Raw genomic sequence first — 19790 nt, 5'->3', positions numbered from 1 at the left:
ATGAGCAGTTCTACCAACACGTCGACGCACCACACGTCCACGATCGGTTCCATCGGCGCGCCGAGCCGGCGCAACACCGAGCTGGCGCTGCTGCTGTTCGCCGTCGCCATCCCGGTGTTCGCCTACGCCAACGTCGGCCTCGCCATCAACGACAAGGTGCCGCCGGGCCTGCTCAGCTACGGCTGCGGACTCGGCCTCATCGCGGGCGTCGGCCACCTGGCCGTACGGAAGTTCGCGCCGTACGCCGATCCGCTGCTGCTGCCCCTGGCCACGCTCCTCAACGGCCTCGGACTCGTCGTCATCTGGCGTCTCGACCAGTCGAAGCTGCTGCGGTCCATCAACCAGGCCGGCAACGCGGCGCCCCGCCAGCTGCTGTACACCGCGATGGGCATCGCGCTGTTCATCGTCGTGCTGATCTTCCTCAAGGACCACCGCGTCCTACAGCGCTACACCTACATCTCGATGTTCGGCGCGCTGGTGCTGCTCCTGCTGCCGCTGGTGCCCGGCCTCGGCGCCAACATCTACGGCGCCAAGATCTGGATCAACATCCCCGGCCTGGGCTCCCTCCAGCCCGGCGAGTTCGCGAAGATCGCCCTCGCCATCTTCTTCGCCGGGTACCTGATGGTGAAGCGTGACGCGCTGGCCCTCGCCAGCCGCCGCTTCATGGGCCTCTACCTGCCCCGCGGCCGCGACCTCGGACCCATCCTGGTCGTCTGGGCCATGTCGATCCTCATCCTGGTCTTCGAGACGGACCTCGGCACCTCGCTGCTGTTCTTCGGCATGTTCGTCATCATGCTGTACGTCGCCACCGAGCGGACCAGCTGGATCGTCTTCGGTCTGCTGATGTCCGCGGTGGGCGCCGTCGGTGTCGCGAGCTTCGAACCGCACGTCCAGCAGCGTGTCCAGGCCTGGCTCAACCCGCTGCACGAGTACAAGCTCAGCCAGCAGGGCGTGCTCGGCCACTCCGAGCAGTCGATGCAGGCGCTGTGGGCCTTCGGCTCCGGCGGCACCCTCGGCACCGGCCTCGGCCAGGGCCACTCCGACCTCATCCGGTTCGCCGCCAACTCCGACTTCATCCTGGCCACCTTCGGCGAGGAGCTGGGCCTGGCCGGCCTCATGGCGATCCTGCTGCTCTACGGCCTGATCGTGGAGCGCGGCGTCCGCACCGCCCTCGCCGCCCGCGACCCCTTCGGCAAGCTGCTCGCCGTCGGCCTCTCCGGCGCCTTCGCGCTCCAGGTGTTCGTCGTGGCCGGCGGTGTGATGGGCCTCATCCCGCTGACCGGTATGACGATGCCGTTCCTCGCCTACGGTGGTTCGTCCGTCATCGCGAACTGGGCACTCATCGGCGTGCTGATCCGCATCAGCGACACCGCGCGCCGCCCGGCCCCGGCCCCCGCCACCAATTCCGACGCCGAGATGACCCAGGTGGTCCGCCCGTGAACAAGCCCCTCCGCCGGATCGCGATCTTCTGCGGCCTCCTGGTCCTGACCCTGCTCATCCGTGACAACTGGCTCCAGTACGTCAAGGCCGACAGCCTCAAGGACGACAAGCTCAACCGGCGCGTCACCATCGCCCGCTACTCCACCCCGCGCGGGGACATCATCGTCGACGGCAATCCCATCACCGGGTCCAAGACGACCAGTACGAGCGGTATCAACGACCTCAAGTACAAGCGCACCTACAAGGACGGCCCGATGTGGTCGCCGGTCACCGGGTTCGCCTCCCAGTCCTTCGGCGCCAACCAGTTGGAGTCCATCGAGGACGGCATCCTCACCGGCAACGACGACCGGCTGTTCTTCCGCAACACCCTCGACATGATCACCGGGAAGCCGAAGCAGGGCGGCAACGTCGTCACCACGCTCAGCGAAGCCGCGCAGAAGGCCGCGTACAACGGCCTGAAGGCCCAGGGCGGCAAGGGCGCGGTCGTCGCCCTCGACCCGTCCACCGGCAAGATCCTGGCGCTGGCCTCCTACCCGTCGTACGACCCGTCGTCGTTCGCCGGGAACTCGACGGAGACCGACGCCAAGACGTGGAGCAAGCTGCTGAAGGACCCGAACAACCCGATGACGAACCGGGCGCTGCGCGAGACCTACCCGCCGGGTTCCACGTTCAAGGTGGTCACCGCGGCGGCGGCGCTGGAGAACGGCCTGTACAAGTCGGCCGACGAGAACACCGACTCGCCGCTGCCGTGGATCATGCCGGGTACGACCCTGCCGCTGAAGAACGAGGGCAACCTCCCCTGCAAGGACGCCTCCATGCGCCTCGCCCTGGAAGTGTCCTGCAACAGCGTCTTCGGCAAGATCGGCGCCGACCTCGGCAACGAGAAGATGCTGCAGGAAGCGGAGAAGTTCGGCTTCAACGCCGAGCAGTTCACCCCGGTCCGCTCCAACGCCTCCGTGTTCGACGACAACATGAACCCGTCGCAGACCGCGCAGTCCTCGATCGGCCAGTACAACACCGCCGCCACCCCGCTGCAGATGGCCATGGTCGCCTCGGCGGTCGCCAACGACGGCAAGCTGATGAAGCCCTACATGGTCGACAAGCTCCAGTCGTCGAACCTGGACACCATCGAGCAGACCAAGCCCGAGGAGCTGAGCCAGCCGCTGTCCTCCGACAACGCGCAGATCCTCCAGTCGATGATGGAGACGGTCGTCAAGACCGGTACCGGTAAGAACGCGCAGATCTCCGGCGTCACCGTGGGCGGCAAGACCGGTACCGCCCAGCACGGTGTCGACAACAGCGAGAAGCCGTACGCCTGGTTCGTCTCGTACGCCAAACTCCCCGACGGCAGCTCGCCGGTCGCCGTGGCCGTGGTGGTCGAGGACGAAGCCGCCAGCCGCGACGACATCTCCGGTGGCGGTCTCGCCGCGCCGATCGCCAAGAACGTCATGGAGGCGGTCATCAACTCCAAGCAGTGACCGCCGTCACATCCCCTTCACATCGGCGCACGGTGCGATACCGGTCCTGTATCGGGTTACGGGCTTGGCCAGGTCACACAGAGCGAGCCGGGTACGGTAGGCCCGGACGGCAGCCTCCGGCCGCGCACACCGCGCCGGCCGGGACCGACGGAGAGGGCTGGTAGGTAGCTATGGAAGAGCCGCGTCGCCTCGGCGGCCGGTACGAGCTGGGCCAGGTGCTCGGCCGTGGTGGCATGGCGGAGGTCTACCTCGCGCATGACACCCGGCTCGGCCGCACCGTGGCGGTGAAGACGCTGCGCGCCGACCTCGCGCGCGACCCGTCCTTCCAGGCCCGGTTCCGCCGGGAGGCCCAGTCCGCCGCCTCGCTCAACCATCCCGCGATCGTGGCGGTCTACGACACGGGCGAGGACTACATCGACGGGGTCTCGATCCCGTACATCGTCATGGAGTACGTCGACGGCTCCACGCTCCGTGAGCTGCTGCACAGCGGCCGCAAGCTGCTGCCGGAGCGTGCGATGGAGATGACCGTCGGCATCCTCCAGGGCCTGGAGTACGCGCACCGCAGCGGCATCGTCCACCGTGACATCAAGCCCGCCAACGTGATGCTGACCCGCAACGGCCAGGTCAAGGTCATGGACTTCGGCATCGCCCGCGCCATGGGCGATGCCGGCATGACGATGACGCAGACCGCGGCGGTCATCGGCACCGCGCAGTACCTCTCGCCGGAGCAGGCCAAGGGCGAGCAGGTCGACGCCCGCTCCGACCTGTACTCGACGGGCTGCCTCCTCTACGAGCTGCTGACGGTACGCCCGCCGTTCGTCGGCGACTCCCCGGTCGCGGTCGCCTACCAGCACGTCCGCGAGGAACCGCAGGCGCCGTCGGTCTTCGACCCCGAGATCACGCCCGAGATGGACGCGATCGTGCTGCGCGCGCTGGTCAAGGACCCGAACTACCGCTACCAGTCCGCGGACGAGATGCGCGCGGACATCGAGGCGTGCCTCGACGGCCAGCCGGTCGCGGCGACGGCGGCGATGGGCGCGGTCGGCTACGGCGGCTACCCGGACGACCAGCCCACGACCGCGCTGCGCGCGGACGGCGGGGCACCGGCGACGACGATGCTGCCGCCGATGAACCCGGACGACGGCGGCTACGGCTACGACGAGCGACCCGACCGGCGCCGCCAGCCGCAGAAGAAGAACCACACCTCGACGATCCTCCTGGTGGTCGCGGGCATCCTGGTCCTCGTCGGCGCGATCCTGATCGGGAAGTACCTGGTCAGCGGGGACGGCGACGTGGGCGGCGGCAAGATCCCCACCCCGCACTTCGTCGGCGAGACCGAGAAGAACGCCCGGAAGATGGCCGACAACGTCGGCCTGTCCGTGACCACGACCAGCAAGACCTGCGAGAACCAGCCGAAGGGCAATGTCTGCTCGCAGGACCCGGTCGCCTCGACGGAGATCAAGAAGGGTGAGACCGTCACCCTGGTGATCTCGACCGGCGCCCCGAAGGTCACGGTGCCGGACGTGCGGGGCGTGGCCTACGACGAGGCGAAGTCCCAGCTTGAGGAGAAGGGCTTCAAGGTCGAGCAGAAGACCCAGGAGTCCGACCGGACCCCCGACGTCGTCATAAGCCAGGACCCCGAGGGCGGCACGGACAAGCAGAAGGGCACCGTGATCACGCTGACGGTCGCCAAGGCACCGGAGACGGTGGCCGTGCCGGACGTGCGGAATCAGACCTGTGAGGCCGCCCAGAAGCAGTTGCAGGACAACCAGCTGACGCCGGGCTCCTGCACCGAGGTGGACACCACCGACCCGAACATGGTCGGCAAGGTCGTCCAGACCAACCCCGCGGCGGGACAGCAGGTCAAGAAGGGCGCCTCGGTCGAGATCCAGATCGGCAAGGCGGCCCAGCAGACGACGGTTCCGGAGGTCCGCGGCGGGACGGTGGCGCAGGCCAAGCAGACGCTGAACGCCGCCGGCTTCACCAACATCCAGTTCGCGAACGGCAGCGACCAGAGTGACGGTGCGCTCGTCACCGGCGTGAGCCCGAACCCGGGCTCGCCGGTCGGCGATCCCGGCGGCACCGTGATCACGCTGACGACCGCGGGCGGCAACGGAAACGGCAACGGCGGCAACGGCAACGGCGGCTTCTGGGGCATGGGGCAAGGCTGATCCGCCCCTGACGCCGCAACGGCTCGTGGCCCCTGCCGGGACTTCCCGGCGGGGGCCCACGCCTTTTCCCGGCCTGGAACGGCAGCGGCGGCTTGAGCGCTGGAGAGGACCGGCCTGCCGTCAGCGTCACGGCGGCCGTGACGGGCGTGAACGCAGCGGCCGGCCCTCAGAGCCGCCCGCCCTCAGAGCGACCCGGCGCTCAAAGCGGCCCGGCGCTCAGCGCAGTTCCTTCGGTGGTGTCCGCTTGCTGTCGACCTTGTCCACGCGGACCAGTTCGCCCCAGACCACGTAGCGGTACTGGCTCGTGTAGACCGGGGTGCAGGTCGTCAGGGTGATGTAGTGGCCGGGCTTCTTCTTGCCGGACTCCTCGGGGACCTGGTCGAGTACCTCGACGTTGTACTTCGAGGTCTCGGGGAGGACGGCGTACGTCCGGTAGACGTACCAGTCGTCCTTCGTCTCGAAGACGATCGGGTCGCCCTTCTTCATCCTGTCGATGTTGTGGAACTTGGCGCCGTGGCCGTCGCGGTGGGCGGCGAGGGTGAAGTTGCCCGGCTTGCCGGTCATGGGGAGCGCGGCCTTGGCCGGGTCGGTGTAGTAACCCGCCACGCCGTCGTTCAGGACCTCCGTCGACGTGCCCTTCTCGACCAGCACCTCCCCGTTCTTCATCGCGGGCACGTGCAGGAAGCCGATGCCGTCCTTGGTGTCCAGCGCACCGGGTCCGGTGTCCTTGGTCCAGTGCTCGCGGACCTTGTCGGACTGTTTGCCGGCCGCGCGGTCGGCGACGACGTTCGTCCACCACAGGGAGTAGGCGACGAACAGGGCGAGCACCAGGCCCGCGGTGATGAGGAGTTCACCGAAGACGCTGATCGCCAGGGCGATCCGTCCCGTCCTCCGGCGTCCCGGCTCCGGCACCGGCCCGGGTGCGGACATCTGGTCCTGGGTGTCGTCGGCGGTCGCTGACACAGTTCATCTGTCCTTTACTGGACGAGTGCATCCGGCTTGCCCTTGCTGCGCGGCCGTTCCTCGACCATCTTGCCCCAGACGATCAACCGGTACTTGCTGGTGAACTCCGGCGTACAGGTGGTCAGGGTGATGTAGCGGCCCGGCGCGGTGAGACCCGACCCGTTCGGTATCGGGTTCAGCACGCTCGTGTTCGACGGCGACGTCACCGGCAGGGTCGACGCCACCTTGTACACGAAGTACTCCTCCTGCGTCTCGACCACGACCTCGTCACCGGGCTTGAGCTTGTTGATGTACCTGAACGGTTCGCCGTGGGTGTTGCGGTGGCCCGCGAGCCCGAAGTTGCCGGTCTTGTCGGACGGCATCGCGGTCTTCAGCGGTTCCTCGGAGTAGTGCCCGACCATGCCCTTGTCGAGGACCTTCTTGTTGCTGACGCCCTCGGCGATCGGGACCACGACGTCCAGTTTCGGGATGTGCAGGATGGCGAAGCCCTGACCCGGCGCGAACACCCCCGGTGCCCGCTTGCCGCTCTCCCAGTCCTGCTGGAGGTTGTCGGCCTCCTTGCCGGCCTGTGCGTGCGCCCGGACGTTCGTCCACCACAGCTGGTAGCTGACGAACAGCAGCATCAGCACACCGGTGGTGATGAACGCCTCGCCTATCACCCGGCTCGCGACCACGGCCGGGCTCGGTCTGCGCAGCCGGGCCTGCCGCCGGGCCTCGACCCGGGACAGCGGCGCCCTGGGCTCGTCCCCCTGCGGCGCCGGCTCGGCCGCTCTGGCACCGCCGCCGTGACGCCCGCCGCGCCGCTTGGCGGCCTTTCTGCGGGCCGCGCGGCCGCCCGGCTCGGGTCCGGTGGCCGATGGGCCGGGAAAGGCGCCAGAAGGCGATCCAGCGGCGGTCGTGGACCCGTCGGCGGCCGAGGGGGGAGGCGGTATACGCAGCGCGACCGTCTCGTCGTCGGCGGGGGGCAGGTACGGCTCGCCGGCCGGGAGCGGGTCCGGCTCGTCGACCGGAGGCAGGTGCGGTGCTTCCCGCTCGCCTTGATCGCGCCGGTCCGCGGGAGCGCCGGAAACCTCGTACGACTGATCCCCGTACGAGGCATCGGTCTCCCGCTCCGGGCGCAGCGCGGTCACGCCGTGGCCCTGCCCACCACCGGGGCGAGCCCCGCCGACCTCGCCACCGCGCCCTGGTCCCCGCACTCCACCAGCCAGTTGGCCAGCATCCGGTGGCCGTGCTCGGTCAGCACCGACTCGGGGTGGAACTGCACGCCCTCGACGGGCAGTTCCCGGTGCCGCAGGCCCATGATGATGCCGTCGTGGGTGCGGGCCGTGACCTCCAGCTCCGGCGGGACGGTGGCCGGGTCGGCGGCCAGCGAGTGGTACCGGGTCGCCGTGAAGGGGGAGGGCAGCCCGGCGAAGACTCCCTTGCCCCCGTGCTCGACCGGCGAGGTCTTGCCGTGCAGCAGTTCGGGCGCGCGGTCCACGACACCGCCGTACGCCACCTGCATCGACTGCATGCCGAGACAGACGCCGAAGACCGGGACGCCGGTGGCGGCGCAGTGCCGGACCATCTCGACGCAGACCCCGGCGTCCTCGGGGGTGCCGGGGCCGGGCGACAGCAGGACGCCGTCGAATCCTCCCCCGCTCCCGGCCGAACCGAAGCGGGAGGTGCCCCCGGGGACGTGTGCCGTCGACACCTCGTCGTTGCGCAGCACCTCGCACTCGGCGCCCAGTTGGTACAGGTACTGGACCAGGTTGAAGACGAAGCTGTCGTAGTTGTCGACGACGAGAATCCGCGCACTCACTGGTTGTCCACCGTCACATCGTTGAAGGGCAGCAGCGGTTCGGCCCAGGGAAAGACGTACTGGAACAAGACGTAGACCACGGCCACGACCAACACGAGGGAGATCATCGCCTTCACCCACGCGTTGCCCGGCAGATGCCGCCAGATCCAGCCGTACATGCCGCCCCTTCCGTAGCGCCACGGCACCAGACTCACGCCGTACGCCACCAGACTAACGGCGCAGCGCCTTCGGTTTGCCTGCCTCCACAGGCTGTGTGGAGTCCAAGTGCGCCCAGACGATCAACCGGTGGCTGTGGCCCCATTCGGGATCACACGTGGTCAGCGTCAGATAGTGGCCCGGACGAGAGTATCCGGACATACGTGGCACCGGGTCGATCACCGCGACATCGGTCGGAACTGTTTTGTAGGGGCCTTTGTCGATCCGATAGGTGAACCAAGTGGTCCCGTCCGTGAGCACCACCGCGTCCCCGCGCCGCAGCTCGGGGAAGTCCTTGAACGGATCTCCGTAGGTGCGCCGGTGCCCGGCGACCGAGAAGTTGCCCGTCCCGCCGAGCTGAGCGGTGCTCGCGTAGTGGCCCAGTCCTTCCTTCAGGACGTCCGTGCCGGTGCCCTCCAGCACCGGCTTGTTCCACGTGAAACCGAACCGCGGGATGTACATGATCGCGAAAGCCCTGCCGTCGCGGTACGGGGCGGTGCTCGTGGCGGTTCCGGGGTCCGCCGGCTCGTGCACGGCGCCCTGCGACCACTGCTGCTGGAGCCGGTCGATCTGGTCGCTCATGGCGCTGTCGGCCTTCACCCCGGTCCAGAACAGCACGTACGCGACGAAGAGAACGATCAAGGCGCCGACGGTGATGCACAGCTCGCTGACGGTTCTCACGATCACGCGCACCGGCAGCTCCTGTACGGACGCCCTCGGGTACTGATCGACGGGCCTCTACTCGACGGGTTTCGCGTAGTGCAGATCCACTGTGCCCGAGTAACCCGGCAGAGTCACCGCCCCGTCGTCGGTGACTTTCCAGCCGAGGCCGTAGACGTTGACGTACACCAGGTAGTTCTGGATGGCCGGGGAATCGGTGAGCGCCTTGCGCAGCTTCGCCCGATCGCCCACCGCCGTGATCTTGTACGGCGGTGAGTAGACGCGGCCCTGGAGGATCAGCGTGTTGCCCACGCAGCGCACGGCGCTGGTGGCGATCAGCCGCTGGTCCATGACCTTGATGCCTTCGGCGCCGCCCTGCCACAGGGCGTTCACCACGGCTTGCAGGTCCTGCTGGTGGATGACGAGGTAGTCCGGCTGCGGCTCCGGGTAGCCGGGGAGCCTGGCGGTGGCGTTGGGCGGGGCGTCGTTGAGCGTCACCGTGACCGCCTTGCCGGTGAGCTTCTGGGTGCCCGTGTCCTTCTCCAGCCCGGAGAGCCGCTGATCCTGCGCCTTGCTGCTGCCGTCGCGCTCGGCCAGCGCCTCGATCTCGTCGTGCGCTCCCGCGTTGGACTCGTCCAGTTCCTTGTTCTTGCGGCTGCGCTCCTGGATCAGGTCGGACAGCTTCAGCAGGGAGGTGTCCGTGCGGATGTCCGTGCCCTTGGCCGTGTTGAAGCTGGTGAAGAAGATGAGCCCGGCCAGGGCGAACACGCCCACCGTGAGGATCCGCACCGGCCGCAGGCGCGGCGAGCCGGCCTGCCGATCCGCGCGGACCTGCGGGGAACCCGTTGATCTCCTCCCTGGGGAGTCGGCAGAATTGCTCAACGTACCCTTATCTCCTTCGGCGCCGCGGAACCACTACGCTAACGGACGCCCGGGGGAGTACTCAGCGTCCCCTTGTACGCTGCTCCGGAGCCCGATCCAGTTACCTGCGCGGCCACGCAGCGCATCGACAGGAGAGACCCTCGTGCCGAAGTCACGTATCCGCAAGAAGGCCGACTACACGCCGCCACCGGCGAGGCAGGCGGCGGCTATCAAGCTGAACAACCGCGCGTGGGTGGCACCCGTGATGCTGGCCATGTTCCTCATCGGTCTGGCCTGGATCGTCGTCTTCTACGTGACCGACGGGTCGCTGCCGATCGATTCCCTGGACAACTGGAACATCGTGGTCGGCTTCGCGTTCATCGCGGCCGGGTTCGGCGTCTCCACCCAGTGGAAGTAAGAGCCGCGCTCCGGTGAACACGGCTCTACCCAGGGCTATCCACTGAGTTATCCACAGGCCCGGGGTCGACATCCACACCCCCTGGGGAAAAGGTCTGAAGATCTGTGGATAACCCACTGGGTGTTGACGCCGGTGTGACTGACCTACTGGTCGCCGCAAACTTGTTCGCCCCCCGTCCGACCTGGGAAAACGCACCCGGGCGGCGGGGGGCTCACTTGTTCCGCACACTGTGCACAGGATTCGACACGGGCTGTGGACAACGGTTCGGTATCAGCTGCACCAAGGCGGCGCGTTCACCTGGAGCGGTCCGCCCTGGTCATGTGAGCTGCGTCGTTCTGACGACGGTCATGACCACGACGACCACCAGCACCAGGGCACAGACGCCGTACTGGATCAGCGCCCGGTTCTTCCGCGGGGCGTGCACCATCGCGTAACCGGTGATGACGCCGGCCACCAGGCCACCGATGTGCGCCTGCCAGGCGATGTTGAAGCCGGGGCTGAAGGTGAAGATCAGGTTGATCACCAGCAGGGCGATGACCGGGCGCATGTCGTAGTTGAGCCGGCGCAGCAGGACGGCGGTGGCGCCGAACAGTCCGAAGATCGCCCCGGAGGCACCCAGCGAGGGCTGGTTGGGCGCGGCGAGGAGATAGCTGAGGGCACTGCCGGCCAGTCCGGAGACGAAGTAGAGCGCCACATAGCGGGCCCGGCCGAGGGCCGCTTCCAGCGGGCCGCCGATCCACCACAGGCTGAGCATGTTGAACAGGATGTGGACGACGCTCGCGTGCAGGAACATCGCGGTCAGCAGGCGGTAGTACTGGCCTTCCGCGATGCCTTCGACCGAGCCGAGGACCGGGACGTACGCCTGGCCGATCAGCTCCAGCCGGTTGGTGAAGCTGTCGCCGACCGCCTGCTGGACCAGGAAGAGGGCCAGGTTGAGGCCGATCAGGACCTTGGTGATCAGCCGGGGATCGGACGTCACGGTGCCGCCCGCGATGGTGCGGGGCCGGGCAGCGGCGGCCGGGGGCTGTCCGGTGCCGGAACCGCCACGGACACAGTCGGGGCACTGGAAGCCCACGGAGGCACTGACCATGCATTCCGGGCAGATCGGGCGCTCGCAGCGGGTGCAGCGGATACCGGTCTCGCGGTCCGGATGCCGGTAGCACACGGGCAGGCTCTGGGCGTCCTGCGCGCGGCCTGTGGCCTGGTCCATGGGGTCCCCTCGGTCGGTTTCGGGCACTGCACCGCCCCGCCCATCCTTACGGACGAGCGGGGCGTTTGGTTCCCTGCGGCAGAACCGGAGCGCCTGCGCGCGGACCGGTGGCGGCGAAACGGCGCGGCTCAGCCCTGGCGCTTCTCGACGACGACCGATTCCAGGACGACGTCGTTGACCGGCCGGTCGTTGGGGCGGCTGGTGGGGGTACCGGCGATGGCGTCCACGACCTTCTGGCTGGCCGGGTCGGTGATCTCGCCGAAGATGGTGTGCTTCCGGTTCAGCCAGGTGGTCGGCTGGACCGTGATGAAGAACTGCGAGCCGTTGGTGCCGGGGCCGGCGTTGGCCATGGCCAGCAGGTACGGCTTGTTGAAGGACAGGTCCGGGTGGAACTCGTCCTCGAACTCGTAGCCGGGGCCGCCGATGCCGGTTCCGAGCGGGTCGCCGCCCTGGATCATGAAGCCGCTGATGACCCGGTGGAAGATCGTGCCGTCGTAGAGCCGGTCCTTGCCCTTCACGCCGGTCTTCGGGTGCTCCCACTCCCGCTCGCCCTGGGCGAGTTCGACGAAGTTCCTGACCGTCTTGGGCGCGTGGTTCGGAAAGAGCCGGACCTCGATGTCGCCGCGGTTGGTCTTCAGGGTGGCGTAAAGCTGCTCGGCCACGATCTGCCTTCCGTTGTTTCCTGTGACTCTCCGATCCTCGCACGGCTCGGCTCGCACGTCGCCCGGCGGTGGTGTGCGGGCGGGCATCTCCACGAATCGCTTGCGGAAACCGGCTCCCGTCCGCTCGGACCCGAGGCGCATGCGGCAGCGATCCGTGGCATCGTCGACGACAAGTTCCCCTTCAGTGGAACCTGTGCTTCGTGCGCTCTGCTCCTGATCGAGCGGACCGGCACCCGTATGCCCGCCCCGCATGCTTCGGGGCGCGCGGGCAGGCATGATCCTGAAAAGGGTGGAAAGTCGAAATACCGTACGCCACCGAGAAGGAGGATCCCGTGACCCGCATCGACAGCGTGCGCGCCGCGACCGGCTCGGCAAAGGACAGCGTGCTGCACGCCGCGGAAGTGGTGGCGCCCTACGCCGACACAGCCATGGACCGTGCCGCGCACTACGCACAGGAGGCGCGCGTACGGCTGGCGCCCGTGATGTCGCAGGCCGCCGGACAGGCCCGCGTCCAGTACGGCGCCCGGCTCGCTCCGCGTCTGGAACTGGCGCGGGCCCATGTGCCGCCGAAGATGGACCAGGCGGCGCATGACGCAGCCGTACGCACCCGCCGGGCGGCCCGGCAGGCCGCCGAGTACTCACGGCCGCGGATCGAGCAGGCCGTGGCCGCGGCCGGACCGGTCCGTGACGAGGCCGCCGCACGGAGTGCCGCCGCGCTCGCCGCGCTGCGTGGCCAGGTCTCGCCCCAGGAGATCCAGAAGCTGGTCCGCAAGCACGAGCGGCGAGCGAAGGCCGGCCGGACGGCGAAGGTGCTGGCCGTGGCCGGCGTGCTGGTCGGCGCCGTCGTCGCCGCCTGGAAGTGGTGGGACAGCCAGACCAACCCCGACTGGCTGGTCGAACCGCCCGCCGCGACGGATGTGTCCGAGGCCCATCGGCTGCATTCGGTGGACGGCAGCCCCGACGCCTCCCTGGACCCCGAGGTTCGGGCGAAGCAGGCCGAGGAGCAGTCCCGCAGGGACGACGACCAGCGCTGACGGCCCGGACGTCCGAACGCCCGGCGTCCGGTGTGGCGCCGTACGGCGGGAGATCAGCCTTCTAGGTCTCCCGCCCGTCGCCGTGTGCCACGGGGGTCTCCTGTGCCCGTCGCGGGTGGCGCCTGTCGCTCCTTGCGCTGCCCGTGCGCGTTGCGGGTGTCCCCTGCCTTTGGACGGCCGCTGCCCTCGGACGCCGGCGGGTCCGTGTTTCACGTGAAACATCGGGTGGTCGACATCGGGTGGTCGACGTCGGGTGGTCGACATCGGGTGGTCAGGCCCGCCGGCGGGCGTCCTCCAGGTAGTGGAGGACGGCGGCCACCCGCCGGTCCACCCGATCGGTGGGGGCGAGGTCGAGCTTGGCGAAGATGCTGCGGATGTGCTTGTGGACGGCCCCTTCGGTGACCACGAGCCGCTCGGCGATGGCGCCGTTGCCCAGCCCCTCGGCCATCAGGGCGAGCACCTCCCGTTCGCGGGGGCTGAGCCGTTCCAGCCGGGTGTCCTGACGGGACCGGGTGAACAACTGGGCCACGACCTCGGGGTCGATGGCGGTGCCGCCGTCGGCCACCCGTCCGAGCGCGTCCAGGAATTCCTCGACGCGCCCCACGCGCTCCTTCAGCAGATAGCCGAGGCCGCCCACGCCTCCGGTGAGCAGTTCGGTGGCGAAGGACTGCTCGACGTAGGCGGACAGGACGAGGACGGCGAGGCCGGGCCGCCTGCGCCGGGCCTCGACGGCCGCGCGGATGCCTTCGTCGGTGTGGGTGGGCGGCATCCGGACGTCGAGGATGGCGATGTCGGGCTCGTGCCGGTCGATGGCGTCCAGCACGTCCTCGGGGTTGTCCGCGGTGGCCACCACGTCGAGGGACTCCGCCCGCAGCAGGAGGGCGAGTCCCTCGCGCAGCAACGGGTCGTCCTCGGCTATCACGATCCGCACGTCACGCTCCACAGGTCACTGTCCGTCCGGCACGTTCCACAGGTCTCTGTCCGCTCTGCCACCGGTGCCGGTGAGCCGGCCGGGCTCACCGGTCTCTGCCGCCACTGCCGGCCTCCGCCTGTCGCGGCTGACCGGTCTTCCCCGCCGCTCCGGTCCGTCTGTCGCGGCTGACAGTCTTCCCCGCCGCTGCGATCCGCCTGTCGAGGCCGACCCGACCGGCTCTCTGCCCGCGGGCGCCGTCCGTACGGCACTTGCCGCGTGACAGGGGCCGACGGTCAGGATCCGACGGGCAGATCCGCTTCGAGGACGGTGGGTCCGCCCGGCGGGCTGGCCACGGTGAGCGTACCGTCGTGCGCGGCGATGCGACGGCGGATGCCGGTGAGCCCGGAGCCGCGCTCCTCGTCCGCGCCGCCGCGGCCGTCGTCCTCGATCCGCAGGAACAGCCGCCCGCCCCGGCCACGCACCGTCACCGCCGCCGTGGTGGCACCGCTGTGCTTGGCGATGTTGGTCAGCGCCTCGGCCACGACGAAATAGGCGGTGGCCTCCACGGACGCGGCGCATCGCTGTGGCGCCTCGACATCGACGCGGCAGGGCACGGCACAGTTCGCGGCGAGGCCGGACAGCGCGCCCGCGAGTCCGCGGTCGGCGAGCACCGGCGGCAGGATGCTCCGGGAGACCGTGCGCAACTCCGCGAGCGCCTGTTCGGCGGCGGTCTGGGCACGTTCCAGCAGTTCCTCGGCGCCGGAGGGGTCACGGGCCACCATCCGGCGGGCGGCGCCGAGCAGGACGGTCACGGTGACGATCCGGTTCTGGGTGCCGTCGTGCAACGAGCGCTCGATGCGGCGCAGTTCGGTGGCGTGGGCGTCCAGGGCGGCGGCGCGGGTGGCGGTCAGCTCGGCGACGCGCAGCGAGAGGTCGGTGTCCGGGCCGACGGCGAGCAGGCCCCGGCCGGGCCGGGCCTGGAGCCGGGCCATCGCGGGCGTCAGGCACAGGATGATGGCGGCCCAGGCCACCCCCAGGAGGGCCACGGAGGCCGCTGCCGTCCAGGAGTGGGCGACGCCGAATCCGAGCGAGGTGCTGGTGGCGTCGCTGGGCGCGAACCGCCACCAGATCGGGAAGCTGGCGTCCCGGACGGCCGCGATCGGCAGCAGGACTGCGGCCAGGCCCAGCAGCAGACCCAGGGTGGCGTGCCGGACCAGCCAGCGCAGTTCGCGGCGGGTGGTGGGGTCTGCGAGCGCGGCGCGCAGTCCGGTGGGGGACGCGTCGGGTGCGACGATCTCCGGACCCCAGCGGTTCAGCCGCTCGCGTTCCCGGCGGGCGAGCTTGTGCAGGGCGCGCAGCGCGAGGGGGGCGAGCAGCAGCCCCACACCGGCGGGCACGGTGACCGCGCTGAGCACGGTCCACAGCAGGACGGCCAGCGCGAGCAGTGCCGTGCCGAGTCCTCCGGCGAGCTGCTGGACCGCGGCGAGGGCGGCGAGGGCGGTCCGTACGGTGATCTCTCTGAGGGGCCGCGCGGACCGGGTCGCCCGGTCGGGCCGGCCGGGCGCTCCGGCCGTGGCTCCGACTGTGGCCTCCGGTGTGGTGGTGCGGTCCGTACTCATTCCTGCCTCCCCGGTGACCACCCGTGTCCGTCTCCCGGGTCGCCGCCGACCCTACGACGGGAGCCGGGCCGGCGGCGGGTTCCCAGGCGGAAAGTACAGTGTGCTGTACCTCCGACCGGGCTGCGCACGGGATCGGCCCGGGGGCCCTCGCTCCGTAGCGTCCTGAAGTGACGGAAAGCCGCCGAGCGAGCCCCCTGGAGGAGCCCCGGATGCCGGACAACGACCCCTATCGCCTCACCGCCGCCCCCGCCCGGGAGGGCGGCCCGCGCCCCGGGTCACCGCGGGTCGGCCGCACCGTGCTGTGGCTGCTGCTGGTGCTGAGTGCCGCCGCCAACACGGTGACCTCGGTGGCCGGTGTCACCACCGCCGTGAGCCTGGCGTGCGGCCTGGTCACCGTGGCCAGCGTCATCGGCCTCGTGGTGCTGCGGCTGCGGGGTCGGCGATGACCACCACGACCGATCCCGCCGTCCGTGCCACGCCGGTCGTCCCCGCCATCGCGCTGGAGCACGTGACCAAGACGTACGACGGCGGCGTGCGCGCCCTCGACGACGTCTCGCTGACCGTCGGACACGGCACGTTCCTCGCCGTGATGGGGCCGTCGGGCTCCGGCAAGAGCACGCTGATGCACTGTGCCGCCGGGCTGGACACCCCGACCACGGGCAGCGTCCGTATCGCCGGCCGCGAAACAGCCGGGCTCAACGAGACCCGTCGCACCGAGCTGCGCCGTGAGCGCGTCGGTTTCGTGTTCCAGGCGTACAACCTCATCCCCTCACTGAGCGTCGAGGACAACATCACGCTGCCGTTGCGGCTGGCCGGCCGGCGTCCCGACCGGGACTGGCTGCGGGTCCTGGTGGAGCGGGTCGGGCTGGCCGACCGGCTCGGACACCGCCCGGCCGAACTCTCCGGCGGCCAGCAGCAGCGGGCCGCCGTGGTGCGGGCGCTCGCGGCCCGGCCCGCCGTGGTCTTCGCGGACGAGCCGACCGGGGCGCTCGACCTGCGCAGTGCCCACCAGGTGCTGGACCTGCTGCGCGAACTGGTCGACGACCTGGGGCAGACGGTCGTGATGGTCACCCACGACCCGGCGGCCGCGGCCCGCGCGCACCGGGCGCTGGTGATGGCCGACGGCCGGGTGGTCGACGCCCTGGACGCACCCACCGCCCCCGGACTCGCCGACCGTCTCGTCGCGTTGGGAGAGCGCTAGCCATGCTGCACCTCGCGGTCCGAATGGCCGCCCACCGCATCGCCGCCCTGCTGGCCGTGGCGTGCGCCGTGCTGGGCGGCGCGGCGCTGGTCACCACCACGGGCGTACTGGCCGAGACCGGTCTGCGCTCCCATCTGCCCCCGGGCCGGCTCGCGGGCGCGGACCTGGTGGTCGGCGCCGACCAGGAGTTCCACCCCGAGGGGGACCTGCCGATCGCGCTGCCCGAACGGGCCAGGGTCCCGGCCGCGCTGGTGGACCGGCTGGCCGTGCTGCCGGATGTGTCGGCGGTGGTCGGGGACGTCGGTTTCCCCGTTTCGCTCGTCGGCCCCCACGGCGGCGTCGTGCCGGCCGCGGACCCCGGTCCGGCCGGGCACGGCTGGTCCTCGACCCGGCTGCTCGCGACGGCGCGGGTCGAGGGCCGGGCGCCCACCGGTTCCGGTGAGATCGCGTTGTCCGCCGAGCTGGCCGGTGCGGCCGGGGTCGGCGTCGGCGACCCGGTGCGGGTGCTGGCCGGTGACCGGCCCGCCACCGCCTACCGGGTCTCCGCGGTGGTGACCGCGCCGGACGCCGGTGTCTACGTCGCCGACGCCACGGCCGTACGCCTGGCGGGCCGTGCGGGGACGGTCGACCTGGTCGGTCTGACGACGCGGCCGGGGGCGCGCGACCGGGTCGCCGACGCGGTGCGCGAGCGGGTCGCGGGCAGCGGGCTGAAGGTCCGTACCGGTGCGGACGTGGGCATGGCCGTGTCACCGGGCGCGGACGCGTCGCGCTCGCTGCTGATCGTGCTCGCGGGTTCGCTCGCCGGGATCGTGCTGCTGGTCACCGGGTTCGTCACGGCGGGCGCGCTGGGCGTGTGCATCGCCGGGCAGCGCCGTGACCTGGCGCTGATGCGGGCGGTCGGGGCGACCCCGAAGCAGATCCGGCGGCTCGCGGCCGGTCAGTCGACGCTGGTCGCGGCCGTGGCGCTGGTGCCCGGTGTGGCTCTCGGCTATCTGCTGGCCGGACAGTTCCGGCAGTTGCTGGCCGACCGGGGAGTGCTCTCCGCGGACCTGCCGCTGGCCGTCGGCCCGCTGCCCGCCGTGGCGACGCTGCTGCTGATGCTCGGGGTCGTCGGGCTCTCCGCGCGGGCCGCGGCCTGGCGGACCTCGCGGATGGCGGCGACGGAGGCGGTCGCCGAGTCGCGCAGCGAGCCGCGCCGGCCCTCGCGGGCGCGGACCAACGCCGGTCTGCTGCTGATCGTCGGCGCGGGCGTCATGTCGGTGGTGCCGCTGCTCGCGCGAACGATGGTCGGGGCCACGGCCACCTCGCTCGCGGGCATCGTCTCGGCGATCGGTCTGGCCCTGGCCGGGCCGGCCCTGGTCGCACGGGCCGGGTCGGCGGCGGTACGGCGGCTGGGGCCCGGCACCGCCGCGCCCACCTGGCTGGCGCTGGCCAACATCCGCGCCTACGCCCAGCGGATCGCCGGTGTGGTCAGCCCACTGGCCATGGCGGTCGTGTTCGTCCTGACGTACACCCTGACACAGACGACCGTGCTCGCCGCCACCGCCGCCGACACCCGGGACGGCACCCTCGGGCAGTACCGGCTGAGCGCATCCGGGCAGGGCACGGTGACCGACGGGACGCTCGCTGCCGTACGGCGGCTGCCGGGTGTGCGGGCGGCGGCACCGGTCGGTACGACCACGGTGGTCTGGCAGTACGAGCAGTTCGGCGACGTGCAGACCGAGTCCGAGTCGGCGCTGGTCCTGGGCCCGGACGCGGCGGGCGTGCTGGACCTGGACGTGCGCGAGGGCGCGGTGTCCGGGCTCACCGGACGCACGGTCGCCGTGAACACCGAGGTGGCCGGCTCCCGTGGCGCGCAGCGCGGCGACCGGGTGCGGCTGGTGCTCGGCGACGGCACGCCGGTCGTCGCCCGGGTCGTGGCCGTGTACGGCCGTGGGCTCGGCTTCGGCTCGGTGGTCCTCTCCCGCGACCTCGCCGCCGGGCACACCACGACGGCGCCGCAGCCGAGCGTCCTGGTCCGTACGGACGGCTCGGCTGCGGCAGACCGTGCCCTCACGGGGTTCGCCGAGTCCCGGCCCGGTCTGGTCCTCAGCGGCGCCGGTCCGGCGGACGGCGGCGCCGACACCCCGCCGGAGGTGTGGATCAACCTGGCCACCGTGCTGGTGCTGCTCGCCTACCTGCTGCTGAGCATCGCCAACAAGCTGGTCGCCGCCACCGCCCAGCGGCGCACGGAGATCGCGGCGCTGCGGCTGGTGGGTACGACGCCCCGGCAGATCCGGTCGATGATGCGCCGTGAGGCGGCGGTGATCGCCACGTCGGCACTCGCCGCCGGGCTGCTCCTGTCGGCGGTTCCGCTCGCCCTGCTGGGCCAGGGATTCCTCGGCCGCCCCTGGCCGACGAGCCCGCTGTGGCTGCTGCCCGCCACGGCGGTCACGGTCGCCATGACGGCCTTCGTCACCGTGGAAATCCCCACTCGGCGCACCCTGCGCCGCCCACCCGCGGAGACGATCCGTACCGCTTGACGGACGGGCAGGGGCGGGCCGGGCGGCCAGGCGGGCCGGGCGGAGCGGGGGCCGGGAAGGGTGGACCGGCCAGGTGGGCCGGGCGGTCCCGCGAGCCGCTTCCGACGCCGTCGGTCCACCGCAGCGGTTAGCATACTTGCATGAGAGCGCAAGTAGCGTCCTGGGACGAGGAGCGGGCCGAGCGGTCGGTGGCGGTGCTCAAGGCGGTCGCCGACCCGTCGCGGTACCGGCTGCTGTGGGCGCTGAGCGAGCGGGAACTGCCGGTCAGCCGGCTCGCCGAGCTGATCGGCGCCCATGTCGCGGCCACCTCGCAGCACCTGGCCAAGCTGCGCTCCCTGGGGCTGGTGGCCTCCCGGCGGGACGGCACGCGCATCTACTACCGGGCGGCGGGTCCGCGGGTGCGGGCGCTGCTGGAGAGCGCGGTACTGGCGGCGGACGAGGCGGATCTCGCGGGCGCGGCCCCGGCAGCGGAGACGGCACGGCAGCCGGAGCACGCGACGCAGGAAGAGGGCGCCGCGGTCAGAAGGATCCGGACACCGCAGCCCGCGACGGAGCACTGACCGGCACGGAACACCGACCGGCACGGAACACTGACTGACACGGAACACTGACCACCCCGCCCGCGAACTCCCCTGGGCCGTC

The 19790-nt window shown here is 70.9% G+C and carries 19 protein-coding genes; 9 read left to right on the top strand and 10 right to left on the bottom strand.

Annotated features, from left to right (window positions below):
• The 3 genes from ACFC09_RS09880 to pknB all read left to right on the top strand — a co-directional run bounded on the left by ACFC09_RS09880 (window position 1) and on the right by pknB (window position 5089).
• On the top strand, window positions 1–1440 hold the full coding sequence (locus ACFC09_RS09880) for an FtsW/RodA/SpoVE family cell cycle protein (RefSeq protein ID WP_376525435.1): 1440 nt from the start codon (window positions 1–3) through the stop codon (window positions 1438–1440).
• Window positions 1437–2918, top strand: coding sequence for a peptidoglycan D,D-transpeptidase FtsI family protein (locus ACFC09_RS09875; protein ID WP_376525434.1), 1482 nt, complete (start codon window positions 1437–1439; stop codon window positions 2916–2918). The genes ACFC09_RS09880 and ACFC09_RS09875 overlap by 4 nt, the downstream gene beginning before the upstream one ends.
• A 170-nt stretch (window positions 2919–3088) precedes the next feature.
• The gene (gene pknB / locus ACFC09_RS09870) at window positions 3089–5089 is read left to right on the top strand and encodes a Stk1 family PASTA domain-containing Ser/Thr kinase (protein ID WP_376525433.1); all 2001 of its coding nucleotides are present in this window, start codon (window positions 3089–3091) and stop codon (window positions 5087–5089) included.
• Window positions 5090–5305: 216 nt separating this feature from the next.
• Here pknB and ACFC09_RS09865 read toward each other — a convergent pair whose 3' ends face one another.
• Genes ACFC09_RS09865 through ACFC09_RS09840 form a run of 6 tightly spaced genes read right to left on the bottom strand, consistent with a single transcriptional unit; the run spans window position 5306 to window position 9590 of the window.
• Window positions 5306–6019, bottom strand: a complete 714-nt coding sequence (locus ACFC09_RS09865; RefSeq protein WP_376525635.1) for a class E sortase — start codon at window positions 6017–6019, stop codon at window positions 5306–5308.
• 47 nt (window positions 6020–6066) lie between these two features.
• Window positions 6067–7182 carry a class E sortase gene (locus ACFC09_RS09860; protein ID WP_376525432.1) on the bottom strand — a complete coding sequence of 372 codons (1116 nt, stop codon included), beginning with the start codon at window positions 7180–7182 and terminating at the stop codon, window positions 6067–6069.
• On the bottom strand, window positions 7179–7853 hold the full coding sequence (locus tag ACFC09_RS09855; RefSeq protein WP_376525431.1) for an aminodeoxychorismate/anthranilate synthase component II: 675 nt from the start codon (window positions 7851–7853) through the stop codon (window positions 7179–7181). Before ACFC09_RS09855 ends, ACFC09_RS09860 begins: the two co-directional genes overlap by 4 nt.
• Window positions 7850–8047 carry a hypothetical protein gene (locus tag ACFC09_RS09850; protein ID WP_376525650.1) on the bottom strand — a complete coding sequence of 66 codons (198 nt, stop codon included), beginning with the start codon at window positions 8045–8047 and terminating at the stop codon, window positions 7850–7852. The genes ACFC09_RS09855 and ACFC09_RS09850 overlap by 4 nt, the downstream gene beginning before the upstream one ends.
• A 16-nt stretch (window positions 8048–8063) precedes the next feature.
• Window positions 8064–8741 carry a class E sortase gene (locus ACFC09_RS09845; RefSeq protein WP_376525430.1) on the bottom strand — a complete coding sequence of 226 codons (678 nt, stop codon included), beginning with the start codon at window positions 8739–8741 and terminating at the stop codon, window positions 8064–8066.
• Window positions 8742–8786: 45 nt separating this feature from the next.
• Window positions 8787–9590, bottom strand: coding sequence for a DUF881 domain-containing protein (locus ACFC09_RS09840; RefSeq protein WP_376525429.1), 804 nt, complete (start codon window positions 9588–9590; stop codon window positions 8787–8789).
• Between the two features lie 142 nt (window positions 9591–9732).
• On the opposite strand from ACFC09_RS09840, the gene crgA reads away from it, so the two are divergent.
• The gene (gene crgA / locus ACFC09_RS09835) at window positions 9733–9987 is read left to right on the top strand and encodes a cell division protein CrgA (RefSeq protein WP_376525428.1); all 255 of its coding nucleotides are present in this window, start codon (window positions 9733–9735) and stop codon (window positions 9985–9987) included.
• Window positions 9988–10303: 316 nt separating this feature from the next.
• On the opposite strand, the gene ACFC09_RS09830 is transcribed toward crgA, so the two are convergent.
• Window positions 10304–11197, bottom strand: a complete 894-nt coding sequence (locus ACFC09_RS09830) for a rhomboid family intramembrane serine protease (protein ID WP_376525427.1) — start codon at window positions 11195–11197, stop codon at window positions 10304–10306.
• Window positions 11198–11325: 128 nt separating this feature from the next.
• Complete coding sequence (locus ACFC09_RS09825) at window positions 11326–11859, bottom strand: peptidylprolyl isomerase (protein WP_376525426.1); 534 nt, start codon at window positions 11857–11859, stop codon at window positions 11326–11328.
• 332 nt (window positions 11860–12191) lie between these two features.
• Between ACFC09_RS09825 and ACFC09_RS09820 the strand changes: the two genes are divergently transcribed.
• On the top strand, window positions 12192–12893 hold the full coding sequence (locus tag ACFC09_RS09820) for a DUF5324 family protein (RefSeq protein ID WP_376525425.1): 702 nt from the start codon (window positions 12192–12194) through the stop codon (window positions 12891–12893).
• Window positions 12894–13164: 271 nt separating this feature from the next.
• Here ACFC09_RS09820 and ACFC09_RS09815 read toward each other — a convergent pair whose 3' ends face one another.
• Window positions 13165–13824, bottom strand: a complete 660-nt coding sequence (locus ACFC09_RS09815; protein WP_376525424.1) for a response regulator transcription factor — start codon at window positions 13822–13824, stop codon at window positions 13165–13167.
• Between the two features lie 275 nt (window positions 13825–14099).
• Window positions 14100–15425 carry a sensor histidine kinase gene (locus tag ACFC09_RS09810; RefSeq protein WP_376525423.1) on the bottom strand — a complete coding sequence of 442 codons (1326 nt, stop codon included), beginning with the start codon at window positions 15423–15425 and terminating at the stop codon, window positions 14100–14102.
• A gap of 209 nt (window positions 15426–15634) precedes the next feature.
• Here ACFC09_RS09810 and ACFC09_RS09805 point away from each other — a divergent pair, with 209 nt between their 5' ends.
• The 4 genes from ACFC09_RS09805 (at window position 15635) to ACFC09_RS09790 (ending at window position 19708) form a co-directional block, all read left to right on the top strand.
• Window positions 15635–15871 carry a hypothetical protein gene (locus tag ACFC09_RS09805; RefSeq protein ID WP_376525422.1) on the top strand — a complete coding sequence of 79 codons (237 nt, stop codon included), beginning with the start codon at window positions 15635–15637 and terminating at the stop codon, window positions 15869–15871.
• Entirely contained in the window at window positions 15868–16626 is a 759-nt protein-coding gene (locus ACFC09_RS09800; RefSeq protein ID WP_376525421.1) for an ABC transporter ATP-binding protein, read from the top strand. The genes ACFC09_RS09805 and ACFC09_RS09800 overlap by 4 nt, the downstream gene beginning before the upstream one ends.
• A 2-nt stretch (window positions 16627–16628) precedes the next feature.
• A complete protein-coding gene (locus ACFC09_RS09795) occupies window positions 16629–19148 on the top strand; it encodes an FtsX-like permease family protein (protein WP_376525420.1) in 2520 nt (839 codons plus the stop codon).
• 140 nt (window positions 19149–19288) lie between these two features.
• Window positions 19289–19708 carry an ArsR/SmtB family transcription factor gene (locus ACFC09_RS09790; protein ID WP_376525419.1) on the top strand — a complete coding sequence of 140 codons (420 nt, stop codon included), beginning with the start codon at window positions 19289–19291 and terminating at the stop codon, window positions 19706–19708.
• The last annotated feature ends 82 nt before the right edge of the window (window positions 19709–19790 follow it).

The sequence above is a fragment of the Streptomyces sp. NPDC056161 genome, assembly GCF_042268025.1.
GTDB lineage: Bacteria > Actinomycetota > Actinomycetes > Streptomycetales > Streptomycetaceae > Streptomyces.
The sequence above is the reverse complement of the archived record's forward strand: the minus strand, read 5'-3'. Positions and strand labels throughout refer to the sequence as shown.

Excerpts from the sequence above, each read along its gene's own strand:
- ACFC09_RS09880 (WP_376525435.1), top strand. The coding sequence starts at position 1 with ATGAGCAGTTCTACCAACACGTCGACGCACCACACGTCCACGATCGGT.
- pknB (WP_376525433.1), top strand. The coding sequence starts at position 3,089 with ATGGAAGAGCCGCGTCGCCTCGGCGGCCGGTACGAGCTGGGCCAGGTG.
- ACFC09_RS09865 (WP_376525635.1), bottom strand. The coding sequence starts at position 6,019 with ATGTCCGCACCCGGGCCGGTGCCGGAGCCGGGACGCCGGAGGACGGGA.
- ACFC09_RS09830 (WP_376525427.1), bottom strand. The coding sequence starts at position 11,197 with ATGGACCAGGCCACAGGCCGCGCGCAGGACGCCCAGAGCCTGCCCGTG.
- ACFC09_RS09810 (WP_376525423.1), bottom strand. The coding sequence starts at position 15,425 with ATGAGTACGGACCGCACCACCACACCGGAGGCCACAGTCGGAGCCACG.
- ACFC09_RS09805 (WP_376525422.1), top strand. The coding sequence starts at position 15,635 with ATGCCGGACAACGACCCCTATCGCCTCACCGCCGCCCCCGCCCGGGAG.
- ACFC09_RS09800 (WP_376525421.1), top strand. The coding sequence starts at position 15,868 with ATGACCACCACGACCGATCCCGCCGTCCGTGCCACGCCGGTCGTCCCC.
- ACFC09_RS09795 (WP_376525420.1), top strand. The coding sequence starts at position 16,629 with ATGCTGCACCTCGCGGTCCGAATGGCCGCCCACCGCATCGCCGCCCTG.
- ACFC09_RS09790 (WP_376525419.1), top strand. The coding sequence starts at position 19,289 with ATGAGAGCGCAAGTAGCGTCCTGGGACGAGGAGCGGGCCGAGCGGTCG.